Genomic DNA, 12,239 nt, shown 5'->3' on the forward strand with positions numbered 1-12,239 from the left:
GAGCCGTCGAACGCGAAGGGACACCAGGTGAACGACCACGACCACGCCGCCCGTTCCGAGCAACGCTCCCCCGCCCCCGGCACGGCGGGGCGCGAGGGGCGGGGCGCTCCCCTCTGGACGACCCGGCCGGAGAACCCGGAGGACGCCGGGGCCGTGCGCGCGGTCGTCACCGCCGCCTTCCCGACGCCGGCCGAGGCGGCTCTCGTCGACGCGCTGCGCGCCGATCCGTCGGCCTGGCTGCCCGGTCTCGGACATGTCGCCCTCGGCGGGGACGGTGCCGTCGCGGCGTACGCGCTGCTGACCCGGTGCCGGGTCGGGGACGCCCCGGTCCTCGCCCTGGCGCCGGTGGCGACCGCCCCGGAACAACAGCGGCGGGGCGCCGGGCAGGCCGCGGTGCGGGCCGCGCTCGACGCCGCCCGGCTGCGGGCCGAGTCCGTCGTCCTGGTGCTCGGCCACCCCGCCTACTACCCGCGCTTCGGCTTCGTACCGGCGTCCCGGTACGGAATCCGGCCGGCCTTCGACGTCCCGGACGAGGCGATGATGGCCCTGGTCCTCGCCCCGTCCGCGCCGGTGCCGCGGGGCACGATCCACTACCCGGCCGCGTTCGGCGTCTGAGGGCCTTCCGGCGCCGCCCGCGGCCGGGGCGGCACCGGGTCCGGACATGTCGGACCCGCAGTGCGGACAAGCGGCTTTTGTACGGCAGACTTGAGCGGACTCGACGGGACCGGCGCACCGGGCCGGGACCATAGCGAAGGATGGGTATGCCGACCACACCAGCCACCGCGGCGCACAGCTCGTCGAACGGCACAGCAGAAGCGATCATGCTCGAACTGGTCGACGAGAACGGCACCACCATCGGCACGGCGGAGAAGCTCTCCGCCCACCAGCCGCCGGGTCGGCTGCACCGGGCCTTCTCGGTGTTCCTCTTCGACGAGCGGGGCCGGCTGCTGCTCCAGCGGCGCGCACTCGGCAAGTACCACTCCCCCGGCGTCTGGTCGAACACCTGCTGCGGCCACCCGTACCCCGGTGAGGCGCCCTTCGCCGCCGCCGCCCGGCGTACGCACGAGGAACTCGGCATCTCGCCCTCGCTGCTGGCCGAGGCCGGCACGGTCCGCTACAACCACCCTGACCCGGCTTCCGGACTGGTGGAGCAGGAGTTCAACCATCTCTTCGTCGGCATGGTGCAGGACCGGCTGCGGCCGGACCCGGAGGAGGTCGGCGAGACCGCGTTCGTCACGGCCGAGGAGCTGGCCGAACGGCATTCCGAGGCACCGTTCTCGGCCTGGTTCATGACGGTGCTGGACGCCGCCCGCCCTGCCGTCAGGGAACTGACCGGGCCGTCCGCCGGCTGGTAGCGGGCGGGGCACCCGGTGTTCGCGCGAGCCGTGTCACCGGGTGCCCGCGCCGGTCGGCCCGGATGCCCGCGGGACCGCCCGCCCGGTGCCGGCGCGGGCCGGTTCAGAATCCCGCGCTCAGCGGCAGCGCGGCCCAGATGATCTTCCCGCCGCCCGCGGTGTGCTCCACGTCGCAGGCGCCGCCCGTCTCCCGGGTGATCTCCCGGACCAGGAGCAGCCCGCGGCCGCCGGTCTGTCCGTGGTCCGTCTCCAGGGCCGTGGGCCGGTAGGGGTGGTTGTCCTCCACGGACACCCTGACCCAGTCCGCGCCGACGGCCACCTCGACGGCCAGCTCCGGCGAGAGCAGCGCGGCGTGCTTCACCGCGTTGGTGACCAGCTCGGAGACGATGAGCAGCAGTCCTTCGGTGATGTCGGTGCCGATCGGCACGCCCTGGCGGTCCAGCAGGTCGCGTACGGCGCGCCTGGCCCGTGGGACGGAGACGTCCACGGCCGGGGCGGTGAACCGCCAGACTCCTTCGTACGACATGGGCCGAGCGGGGACACTCCCGCGGCTCTCCATAGTCCGGTACCGCCCTCGACTCGTCGGTGACTGCACGTCGAGTACAGAGTGCGGGGCGTGGCCGCCGCACCGAACGAGTGAATAAAAGTCGACCTCTATCGACGAATTTTGATCGAAACCGCACGATCCGATCAACTCTTTGACTGACTCTGGTTCTCTCCGGTGGACGTGTCGGGCTGCTGCCCGGGCTTCGGGCCATCGGGCTCCGTGTACCGGTGCAGGTGCCGGTCCCGGTCCGGGTCCGGGTGACGGCGCCCGGGGTCCACTCCCTGGTCCGAGACGTCCGAGACGAGGGAGACGATGCGTCGGCCGCCGACCCCGATCGAGATCAGGCCGAGGCCGTCGAAGAGCAGTGCCAGGGAGAAGAAGAGACCGAGGACGTAGAGGCTGCTGTGCGGCCAGTCGAAGAGGACCAGCAGCCCGAGGAGCAGCCCGAAGGCCCCTTGGAACAGCGTCCAGCCGAACTGCGGGCCGCGCACGACGACGCTGCCGACCAGCCGGAACACCCCGCCGGTCAGGAAGAGCAGCGCGGCGAACATGGTCAGCGCCTCGGCCGTGCCGTGCGGATGCCGGATGACGACGACCCCGGCGGCGATGTTCAGCGCGGCCACCACGACCGCCAGCCAGAAGTAGTTGCTGCCCCGGGACTCGATGGCGTGGAGCAGACCGACGAGCCCGCCGACCAGCAGCAGCCAGCCGAAGAGCAGCATCGAGGTCAGCGTCGCGACCCCGGTGTAGACGAGGCCGACCAGACCGGCCACGACGAGAAGAATGCCCAGCAGGGCCAGCCGGCCGAAACTCCGGCTCAGCCTTCTGCCCTCGACTGCGGGATCGGCCACGGAAAGCTCCTCACGGTGCGTACGTGCACGGCCACCCACCCCTTTTTGATCATAAGTTCGAACCGTGCGGATAGCATCCGGCGCATGGACCGTACGGAACCCCGGCTGACGCACACCGTCGCGGACGGTGTCGCCACCGTCGTCATCGACAACCCGGCCAAACGCAACGCGATGACGGTCTCGATGTGGATCGCGCTGCCCCCGCTGCTGGCACGGCTGGCGGCCGATCCCTCGGTGCGGGCCCTGGTGCTGACGGGCGCCGGGGACACCTTCTGCGCCGGGGCGGACATCGCCTCGCTCAGGGCCGTACCGCCCCGGGAGCCGTCCTCGCCCGGGGACCCTTCCTCGCCCGGCGGTCGGCCGTCGGATCCGCAGCCGCTCACCGTGGAGGCCGAGGAGGCGCTGGCCGCGTTTCCCCGGCCGACGCTGGCGGCGATCCGCGGCTACTGCGTGGGCGGCGGCAGTCAGCTCGCGGCCGCCTGCGATCTGCGGTTCGCCGAGGAGGGCGCCGCGTTCGGGGTCACGCCGGCCAGGCTCGGGATCGTCTACCCCGCGTCGTCGACCCGGCGGCTGGTGGCGCTGACGGGGCCCGCCACGGCGAAGCACCTGCTCTTCTCCGGCGAACTGATCGACACCACGCGGGCGCTGCGGTGCGGGCTGGTGGACGAGGTGCTCCCGGCCGGCGGGCTGGACGCGCGGGTCGGCACGTACACGCGAACGCTGGCGGCGCGCTCGTGGATCACGCAGGCCGCGGCGAAGGAGTTCGCCGACGGGCGCCGGGACCGGGACGCGTACTGGGCGGAGCGGGTACGGCGCAGCGGCGACACCGAGGAGGGTGTCGCCGCGTTCCTGGAACGGCGCGCGCCGCGCTTCGGACCGCCCGAGGGCGCGAACTGACCCGGCGGGCCGCCGGGACGGGCCACCGGAGAGGGGGCTACCGGAGGAGGGTGGCGCGCCGGGCACGGAACTGGTCGGCCAGTGCCGCCGGGGCCTTCGCCGGCGAGCCCGCGTCGTACGGCGGCCGGGGGTCGTACTCGGTCAGCAGCTGTACGGACATGGCGTGCTCGTCGCCCGCGATCCGGCCGAGCAGGGCGAGCCCCATGTCGATGCCGGAGGAGACGCCCGCCGCCGTGACGTACTTGCCGTCGAAGACCACGCGCTCGCCGGTCGGTTCGGCACCGAACTCCTTCAGGGTGTCCAGCGCGAGCCAGTGCGAGGTGGCGCGGCGGCCGCTCAGCAGTCCGGCCGCGGCGAGCAGCAGCGACCCGGTGCAGACGGAGGTCGTCCAGGTGCTGGTGGCGTCGGCCGCGCGCAGCCAGCCCAGCAGCGCCTCGTTGTCCATCTGGCCGGTCTGGCCGGGACCGCCGGGGACGACCACCACGTCCGGCGTCGGCACATCGGCGAGCGTCCGGTCGGCTACGAGCGCGATGCTGCCGCTCTCGTTGCGCACGGGGCCGGTCCGTTCGGCGACGAACACGGTCTCGGCTCCGGGGAGGTGCTGGAGCATCTCGTAGGGGCCCACGGCGTCGAGCGAGGTGAAGCGGTCGAAGAGGACGATGGCGATCTGCACGGGTGCTCCTTGACTTCGGTGTCGTCGGTCGGTGTCGTCGGTCGGGCGGGCGGCGGTGGCCCGGGAGCACGCCGCCGCTCGCACGCGGCTCGGTGCGCGTCGGGCCGCCGGCAAAGCATCCGCCGGGCCCTCGCGGTCGTGTGCGGGAAGTCGGTCAGTCCGTGTCGGGCCCGGGCCGGAAGCGGCGGCGGTACTCGGCGGGTGCCGTGCCGAGCGCCTTGACGAAGGCTCGGCGCATGGCCTCCGGGGTGCCGTATCCGCAGGCGTGCGCGATGCCCGCGACGCCGTCGCTGGTGTCCTCCAGCAGTCGGCGGGCGTGTTCGAGACGTACCCGGTCGACGTATCGGCCCGGCGTGAGGCCCGTCTCGGCCCGGAAGGCGCGGGCGAAGTGACGGGGCGAGAGGCGGGCGCGGGCGGCCAGGGCCTCGACGGTGAGGTCGGCGGACGGGTGTTCGGTGATCCAGTGCTGGACCTCGCGCAGCGGCTCGCGCCGGGCGGTCTGGGCGGTGAGCTGCGCGCTGAACTGGGCCTGGTTGCCGGGTCTGCGCAGGAAGACCACGAGATGGCGGGCGACCGTGAGGGCGACCTCCCGGCCGTGGTCCTCCTCGACGAGTGCGAGGGCGAGGTCGATACCCGCGGTGACCCCGGCGGAGGTGGCCAGCCTGCCGTCCCGGACGAAGATCGGGTCCGGGTCGACCTCCACGGCCGGGTGGGTGCGCGCCAGGTGCTCGCAGACGGTCCAGTGGGTGGTGACCCGGTGCCCGTCGAGCTGTCCGGCCTCGGCCAGCAGCAGCGCGCCGGTGCAGACGGAGACGAGGCGTTCGGCGCGCGGGGCGTGCTCCCGAAGCCAGTCCACGAGAGCCGGGGCGGGGACGCGGGTGCCCTCGCCCCCGGGGACGAGCAGGGTGTGCGGCGGCTCCGCGTCGGCGAGGGCGGTGTCCGGGACGAGGACGAGGCCGCTGCTCGTACGGACCGGGGAACCGTCGACGGACGCGGTGCGCAGGTCGTACGTGGCCCCGAGGAAGCGGGAGGCCCCGGCGAAGACCTCCACCGGGCCGGTCACATCGAGGCTCTGGACGCCGTCGAAGAGGACGACGAGTACGGATCGCTGCGTCATGTCCACCATCCTTCGCGGCCACTCCGATGGCTGCAATGACGCATGCCCCACCTTTCCTGCCATCGCCCGGACGTCCCCGGTTCTCCCCGGTCCTCCTCGGCCGCACGGTTCTCCCGTCCTCCCTGTCTCCCCGCTCTCATCGGCGGGCGCCGGGCACGACCGGCCGACGCGCGGCGGGGGTGGCCGGGCGACACGGCGCCCGGCCACCCGGCACAATGCAGACGAAGGGGCCCCGGCCCCGTGAGCACAGTCCGTGCGACCAGTACAGCCCGTACGAGAAGGCGAGTCGGTAGAACCGTGACGACGTCCATCGAAGGCAGGATCGCCGAGGAGCTCGGCGTACGCGAGCGGCAGGTGAAGGCGGCCGTCGAGCTGCTCGACGGCGGATCGACCGTGCCGTTCATCGCGCGCTACCGCAAGGAAGCGACCGAGATGCTCGACGACGCGCAGCTGCGCACTCTTGAGGAGCGGCTGCGGTACCTGCGGGAGCTGGAGGACCGCCGGACGGCGATCCTCGACTCCGTGCGCGAGCAGGGCAGGCTGGACGAGGAGCTGGAGGCCCGGATCAGGGCCGCCGACACCAAGGCGCGCCTCGAGGACATCTACCTGCCGTTCAAGCCCAAGCGGCGCACCAAGGCGCAGATCGCCCGCGAAGCGGGACTCGAACCGCTCGCCGACGGGCTGCTCGGTGACCCGTCGGTGCAGCCGCTCGCCGCTGCCGCCGCCTTCGTCGACGCGGACAAGGGCGTCGCGGACCCGGCCGCCGCGCTGGAGGGTGCCCGCGCCATTCTCACCGAGCGGTTCTCGGAGGACGCCGACCTGATCGGTGAGCTGCGCGAGCGGATGTGGACGCGTGGCCGGCTGGCGGCGAAGGTGCGCGAGGGCAAGGAGGAGGCGGGCGCGAAGTTCGCCGACTACTTCGACTTCGCCGAGCCGTTCACCGAACTGCCCTCGCACCGGGTGCTGGCGATGCTGCGGGGCGAGAAGGAGGACATGCTCGATCTGGTCATGGAGCCGGAGGAGCCCTCGGACACGCCCGGACCGTCGTCGTACGAGGGCGTCGTCGCCCGGCGCTTCAAAGTGAGCGACCAGGGCCGTCCGGGCGACAAGTGGCTGGGCGAGACCGTGCGCTGGGCCTGGCGGACCAGGATCCTGGTGCACCTCGGCATCGACCTGCGGCTGCGGCTGCGCACGGCGGCGGAGGACGAGGCGGTACGGGTCTTCGCGTCGAACCTGCGTGACCTGCTGCTCGCCGCACCGGCCGGGACGCGCGCCACGCTGGGGCTCGACCCCGGTTTCCGTACGGGCGTGAAGGTCGCGGTCGTCGACGCGACCGGCAAGGTCGTCGCCACGGACGTCATCCACCCGCACGTCCCCGCGAACAGGTGGGACCAGGCGCTGGCGCGGCTGGAGCAGCTGGCGCGGACGCACGACGTCGAGCTGATCGCGATCGGCAACGGCACGGCGTCCCGCGAGACCGACAAGCTCGCCGGTGAACTGATCGAGAAGCACCCGGAGTTGAAGCTCACGAAGGTGATGGTGTCGGAGGCGGGCGCGTCGGTGTACTCGGCCTCGGCCTTCGCCTCGCAGGAACTCCCCGACATGGACGTGTCGTTGCGCGGCGCGGTGTCGATCGCGCGGCGCCTCCAGGACCCGCTCGCGGAGCTGGTGAAGATCGACCCGAAGTCGATCGGGGTCGGCCAGTACCAGCACGACCTGTCCGAGGTGAAGCTGTCGCGGTCGCTGGACGCGGTCGTCGAGGACTGTGTGAACGGTGTCGGTGTGGACGTCAACACCGCGTCGGCGCCGCTGCTTTCGCGGGTCTCGGGGATCGGTGCGGGGCTGGCGGAGAACATCGTCGCGCACCGTGACGCGAACGGGCCCTTCCGGTCGCGCAGGGCGCTCAAGGACGTGTCGCGGCTGGGCCCGAAGGCGTACGAGCAGTGCGCGGGCTTCCTGCGCATCCGGGGCGACGACCCGTTGGACGCGTCGAGCGTGCACCCGGAGGCGTACCCGGTGGTGCGGGCGATGGCGAAGCGGACGGGTGGTGAGGTGGCCTCGCTGATCGGCAACACGGGGGTGCTGCGGTCGTTGCGTGCCGACGAATTCGTGGACGAGAAGTTCGGTCTGCCGACGGTCACCGACATCCTGAAGGAGCTGGAGAAGCCGGGGCGCGACCCGCGGCCCGCGTTCAGGACGGCCACCTTCAAGGAGGGTGTCGAGAAGATCGGCGACCTGGCGTCCGGCATGGTGCTGGAGGGTGTCGTCACCAATGTCGCGGCGTTCGGCGCATTCGTGGACATCGGGGTGCACCAGGACGGTCTGGTGCACGTGTCGGCGATGTCGCGGACGTTCGTGAAGGACCCGCGGGACGTCGTGAAGCCGGGCGACATCGTCAAGGTCAAGGTCATGGACGTCGACATTCCGCGGAAGCGGATCTCGTTGACGCTGCGGCTCGACGACGAGGCGGGGGCGTCCGGCCAGGGCGGCGGGCCCCGGCGGGAGCGCGGTGAGCGGGGTGGCCAGGGTGCCCGGCCGCCGCGCCCGCGTCAGGGCGGTCAGGACCGCGACCGGCGCGGTGGCGGCTCCGCCCGGCCGGCGCCGGTGAACAGCGCGATGGCGGACGCCCTGCGGCGCGCCGGGCTGACCGGTCCGGACCGGGACGGCGGCCGCAAGCGCTGACACCCCGGGCGGGGGCGGGGCGCACGGTCCTGCGTGCTCCCGCCGCCGCCCCGGCCCGCCGCCCGGGCCCCGTAGGAGCGGGGCCCGGGCGGCGGCCACGGGGCCGGAGGGTCAGATTTCCTTCGCCCTGCCGTCCACCACCTGGATGCGCCGTGTCGTCCGCACCGCCTCCAGCATCCGCCGGTCGTGCGTGACGAGGAGCAGCGTGCCCGGGTAGGAGTCCAGCGCCGATTCCAGCTGTTCGATGGCGGGCAGGTCGAGGTGGTTCGTCGGCTCGTCGAGCACGAGGAGGTTGACGCCCCGGCCCTGGAGGAGGGCGAGCGCGGCCCTGGTGCGCTCCCCCGGCGAGAGCGTCGTCGCGGGGCGCAGCACATGGTCCGCGCGCAGACCGAACTTGGCGAGCAGCGTGCGGACCTCGGCCGGTTCGCTGTCGGGCACGGCGGCGCAGAACGCGTCCAGCAACGACTCCGTACCGTGGAACAGCTTGCGCGCCTGGTCGACCTCGCCGACCACCACGCCCGAGCCGAGCGTCGCGTGCCCGGAGTCCAGCGGGAGGCGTCCGAGAAGGGCGGCGAGGAGGCTGGACTTGCCCGCCCCGTTGGCGCCGTTGATCGCGACCCGGTCCGCCCAGTCGATCTGGAGGGACACCGGGCCGAGGACGAAGTCGCCCCGTGCCACGCGTGCTTCGCGCAGGGTCGCGACGACCGAGCCGGACCGGGGCGCGGCGGCGATCTCCATCCGCAGTTCCCATTCCTTGCGCGGCTCCTCGACGGCATCGAGCCGTTCGATCATGCGCTGGGTCTGCCGGGCCTTCGCCGCCTGTTTCTCGCTCGCCTCGCTGCGGAACTTGCGGCCGATCTTGTCGTTGTCGCCGGCCTTGCGCCGGGCGTTCTTCACGCCCTTGTCCATCCAGGTGCGCTGTGTGTGGGCACGGTCCTCCAGGGCGGCGCGCTTGTCGGCGTACTCCTCGTACTCCTCACGGGCGTGCCTGCGGGCCCGTTCGCGCTCATCCAGGTAGGCCGCGTATCCGCCGCCGTACAGGTTGATCTCCTGCTGGGCGAGGTCGAGTTCGAGGACCTTGGTGACCGTGCGCGTCAGGAACTCGCGGTCGTGGCTGATGACGACCGTGCCCGCGCGCAGACCGGAGACGTAGCGTTCGAGCCGTTGCAGACCGTCGAGGTCGAGGTCGTTGGTGGGTTCGTCGAGCAGGAAGACGTCGTAGCGGGAGAGCAGCAGGGATGCCAGGCCGGCGCGGGCCGCCTGGCCGCCGGAGAGCGCGGTCATCGGCAGGTCGAGGCCGACGGCGAGACCGAGTTCGGCGGCGACCTCCTCGGCGCGCTCGTCGAGGTCGGCGCCGCCGAGCGCCAGCCAGCGTTCGAGCGTCTCGGCGTACGCGTCGTCGGCGCCGGGCGTCCCGTCGACGAGGCCCTGGGTCGCCTCGTCCATCGCCCGCTGGGCGTCGGCGACGCCGGTGCGGCGGGCCAGGAACTCCCGCACGGTCTCGCCCGGACGCCGCTCCGGCTCCTGCGGGAGGTGGCCGATGGTGGCGGTGGGCGGCGAGAGCCGCAGCTCCCCCCGCTCCGGCCGGTCGAGCCCCGCGAGCAGTCGGAGCAGGGTCGATTTGCCGGCGCCGTTGACTCCGACGAGACCGATCACGTCACCGGGCGCGACGACGAGGTCGAGCCCGGCGAAGAGGGTGCGGTCGCCGTGCGCGGCGGTGAGGTCCTTGGCGACGAGTGTGGCAGTCATCAGGATGCCGATCCTAGGGCCTGTCCTCGGCACTGCCGTCGTCCGGCCGCAGGCCGGGGCGGGCCCGGGGGACGAGGCGCGCCCCCGGGGCCGGGTCAGCAGCTGGTGTCGGGCCGTCCGTCCGTGAGGTGGTGGGCCGCCCGCTCGTCCAGGAGGAGGGGGATCAGGTTGCGGGCGGACTGCCTCAGCGGTACGTACGCTCCGTGATGGATCGGCGGGCCAGTGCTGTGACCGGGAAGGTCCACCGGCTCGCGACGCCCGGCAAACCTTCCCGGTCACAGCACTACGGAACGGCCCCGAGGCCGGCGGTGCCGCCGGCGAGCGGGAGCGTCGCGGACGTACGGGCCAGGTCGAGAGTGAGCGTGGGGGTGGAGTCCGGCGGCTCGATGAGGCCCCGGTCGGTCCCGGCCACGATCAGGGCGAGGCGGTGTCCGGCCTGGACGACGTGGTCGGTGGCGGCGAGGCGGAGGGTGATCGTGTGGGCCCGGCCCGGGGTGAGCGGGCGGCCGTGCCCCGCGGAGGCGTGGGTGCCGAGGTCGGCCCAGCCCCGGCTGAACACGGTCCGGTCGACGGTGGCCGTGTCGGCCCGGGTCTCCTTGAAGCAGGCACTGTCCCCGGTGGTGCTCGCACCCCAGCAGGTGCGTCCGGGGAGCGTGGTGATGCCTTCTCCGGACGCACCGTAGTCGCGGATGGTGTCGGGGCCGAGGTCCACGAGGACGGCGGAGAGATGGGCACTCGACGTGGTCGGGGTGGCGGTGACGGTCACCGTGGACGATCCGGACAGCCGCAGGTCCCGGGAGAGCGGCGGGGTACGGAAGGCGGCCTTGGCGGCCGTGGGGCGGTCCGCGTCGGCGGCCCATTCCAGCTCGTTCAGCGCGGGGTCGTCGGTGAACGTCTCGGTGGCGCCGGGGCGGGCGGGGCGCAGCCCCAGGGTGCCGACGCCGGGCGCCGCTCCGGGACCGGGGCGCACGGTGACGGCGTGGGTGGTGCGCGGCGGCCAGAACCGGTCGGTGGACCACTGGCCGGGACTGCGTTCGATGTCGGCCATCGGTTCGCGTTCGATGCCGTTGTCGTAACCGAGGAGGTAGTGGTCGAACCAGCGGTGCAGCGTGTCGACCCACTCGGCCCGCCGGAAGTCGAAGGGGTCGACGTGTCCGGCCTGCGACAACCAGATCCTGCGTTCCACGCCCCGGGCCGCGAGCGCGTCCCACCACTGGCCGAGGTGCTTGGTGCGGACGTTGAGGTCCTGCATGCCGTGCACCGCGAAGACGCTGGCCCGTACCTTGCGGGCGTCCTTCACGTAGTCGCGCTCGGTCCACAGCCGGGTCCAGTCTCCGCTGCGGGGCGCCCCTTCGACGAGCCGGCGCTGGACGGCGGTGCAGCGGCCACGCGCCTCGGGGCTCTCCACCCCGTCGGAGAGCCGGTCCGGTCCGCCGTCGTACAGCGGCGCGCCCTGGGAGAAGTAGTAGTCGTACCAGGAGGAGATGGCGCCGATCGGGACGATGGTCCGCAGTCCGTCCACCCCGGTCGCCGCGACGGCGTTGGCGACGGTGCCGTCGTAGCTCTTGCCGATCATCCCGGTGCGGCCGTTGGACCAGTCGGCCGTGGCGCGCCGCTGGCCGGTGCGGGTGGTGTAGCCGCGGGCGCGGCCGTTCAGCCAGTCGATGACGGCCTTGGCGGAGGTGACGTCGGAGGGGCCGCCCACGTCGACGCAGCCGTCGGAGCGGTTGGTGCCGGCCAGGTCGACGGCGACGAAGGCGTAACCGCGCGGCACGAAGTAGTTGTCGTAGTACAGCGGGAACTGCACGGGTCTGCCGTCGGCGTCGTACGTCTTGAGCTGGCTCTCGTTGCCCCGGCCGCAGCAGGAGTAGTAGGGGCTGGCGTCCATGATGACGGGGATCCTGCGGCCCTGCCGGGCGGGTTCGCGGGGCCGGACGATGTCGACGGCGACACGGTCGTTCCTTCCGTCCCCGTCGCCGTCGAGTCCGGTGTCGACCCAGACGGACTCGCGGACGGCGTTCTCGTACGAGTGGACGGGCCTGCTCACCGGCGGTCCGCTCCGCGGGTGTCCGTCGGCAGACGGCCCGGCCTCCCGGCTCGTGGCGGCGCCGGCCTCGGCGCCCTGTGCGCCCGCCGGTGCGAGCAGCGTGGTCGTCAGGGCGGCGAGGGCCGCCACCATCAGCGATCGGTACGTCAAGCGGCTGCCCCGCGCACGAATCGGCATGGGCGGAAGGTACCGCCGGTCAACTCCCTCGCGACAGAGGGCGATCGGCGATCGGCGCGGCGTGACCGGGCCGGGACGCCTCCGGGCCGCCATGTCGGCGGAATGGCGAACGTGTGACAACGGCGACCATGGACATGACTAACA

Annotated in this window: 10 protein-coding genes; 4 read left to right on the plus strand and 6 right to left on the minus strand. The window is 73.0% G+C overall.

The features are described from left to right. Positions 1-27 precede the first annotated feature (27 nt). Both AMK22_RS01765 and idi read left to right on the plus strand, forming a co-directional pair. A complete protein-coding gene (locus tag AMK22_RS01765; protein ID WP_443333262.1) occupies positions 28-615 on the plus strand; it encodes a GNAT family N-acetyltransferase in 588 nt (195 codons plus the stop codon). Between the two features lie 146 nt (positions 616-761). Next, the gene (idi, locus tag AMK22_RS01770; RefSeq protein ID WP_073781376.1) at positions 762-1,355 is read left to right on the plus strand and encodes an isopentenyl-diphosphate Delta-isomerase; all 594 of its coding nucleotides are present in this window, start codon (positions 762-764) and stop codon (positions 1,353-1,355) included. A gap of 103 nt (positions 1,356-1,458) precedes the next feature. Here idi and AMK22_RS01775 read toward each other — a convergent pair whose 3' ends face one another. Together AMK22_RS01775 and AMK22_RS01780 are read right to left on the minus strand one after the other, a co-directional pair. Further along, a complete protein-coding gene (locus AMK22_RS01775; RefSeq protein ID WP_073781377.1) occupies positions 1,459-1,914 on the minus strand; it encodes an ATP-binding protein in 456 nt (151 codons plus the stop codon). Between the two features lie 131 nt (positions 1,915-2,045). Beyond that, on the minus strand, positions 2,046-2,753 hold the full coding sequence (locus AMK22_RS01780; protein WP_242433793.1) for an HdeD family acid-resistance protein: 708 nt from the start codon (positions 2,751-2,753) through the stop codon (positions 2,046-2,048). Positions 2,754-2,837: 84 nt separating this feature from the next. Between AMK22_RS01780 and AMK22_RS01785 the strand changes: the two genes are divergently transcribed. Further along, the gene (locus AMK22_RS01785) at positions 2,838-3,650 is read left to right on the plus strand and encodes an enoyl-CoA hydratase/isomerase family protein (RefSeq protein WP_073781378.1); all 813 of its coding nucleotides are present in this window, start codon (positions 2,838-2,840) and stop codon (positions 3,648-3,650) included. 37 nt (positions 3,651-3,687) lie between these two features. On the opposite strand, the gene AMK22_RS01790 is transcribed toward AMK22_RS01785, so the two are convergent. Both AMK22_RS01790 and AMK22_RS01795 read right to left on the minus strand, forming a co-directional pair. Further along, the gene (locus tag AMK22_RS01790) at positions 3,688-4,323 is read right to left on the minus strand and encodes a DJ-1/PfpI family protein (RefSeq protein WP_073781379.1); all 636 of its coding nucleotides are present in this window, start codon (positions 4,321-4,323) and stop codon (positions 3,688-3,690) included. Positions 4,324-4,477: 154 nt separating this feature from the next. Then, complete coding sequence (locus tag AMK22_RS01795) at positions 4,478-5,440, minus strand: GlxA family transcriptional regulator (RefSeq protein WP_073781380.1); 963 nt, start codon at positions 5,438-5,440, stop codon at positions 4,478-4,480. A 297-nt stretch (positions 5,441-5,737) separates the two neighbouring features. Here AMK22_RS01795 and AMK22_RS01800 point away from each other — a divergent pair, with 297 nt between their 5' ends. Next, positions 5,738-8,122: a Tex family protein gene (locus tag AMK22_RS01800; RefSeq protein WP_073781381.1), complete on the plus strand. Its 2,385-nt coding sequence runs from the start codon at positions 5,738-5,740 to the stop codon at positions 8,120-8,122. A 111-nt stretch (positions 8,123-8,233) separates the two neighbouring features. Here AMK22_RS01800 and AMK22_RS01805 read toward each other — a convergent pair whose 3' ends face one another. Both AMK22_RS01805 and AMK22_RS01810 read right to left on the minus strand, forming a co-directional pair. Then, positions 8,234-9,871 carry an ABC-F family ATP-binding cassette domain-containing protein gene (locus AMK22_RS01805; RefSeq protein WP_073781382.1) on the minus strand — a complete coding sequence of 546 codons (1,638 nt, stop codon included), beginning with the start codon at positions 9,869-9,871 and terminating at the stop codon, positions 8,234-8,236. A 283-nt stretch (positions 9,872-10,154) separates the two neighbouring features. Next, a complete protein-coding gene (locus AMK22_RS01810) occupies positions 10,155-12,095 on the minus strand; it encodes a Xaa-Pro dipeptidyl-peptidase (protein ID WP_079185860.1) in 1,941 nt (646 codons plus the stop codon). Positions 12,096-12,239 lie beyond the last annotated feature (144 nt).

This window comes from Streptomyces sp. CB01580 (assembly GCF_001905795.1).
Taxonomy (GTDB): domain Bacteria; phylum Actinomycetota; class Actinomycetes; order Streptomycetales; family Streptomycetaceae; genus Streptomyces.

Excerpts from the sequence above, each read along its gene's own strand:
- idi (WP_073781376.1), top strand. The coding sequence starts at position 762 with ATGCCGACCACACCAGCCACCGCGGCGCACAGCTCGTCGAACGGCACA.
- AMK22_RS01775 (WP_073781377.1), bottom strand. The coding sequence starts at position 1,914 with ATGGAGAGCCGCGGGAGTGTCCCCGCTCGGCCCATGTCGTACGAAGGA.
- AMK22_RS01785 (WP_073781378.1), top strand. The coding sequence starts at position 2,838 with ATGGACCGTACGGAACCCCGGCTGACGCACACCGTCGCGGACGGTGTC.
- AMK22_RS01795 (WP_073781380.1), bottom strand. The coding sequence starts at position 5,440 with ATGACGCAGCGATCCGTACTCGTCGTCCTCTTCGACGGCGTCCAGAGC.
- AMK22_RS01805 (WP_073781382.1), bottom strand. The coding sequence starts at position 9,871 with ATGACTGCCACACTCGTCGCCAAGGACCTCACCGCCGCGCACGGCGAC.
- AMK22_RS01810 (WP_079185860.1), bottom strand. The coding sequence starts at position 12,095 with ATGCCGATTCGTGCGCGGGGCAGCCGCTTGACGTACCGATCGCTGATG.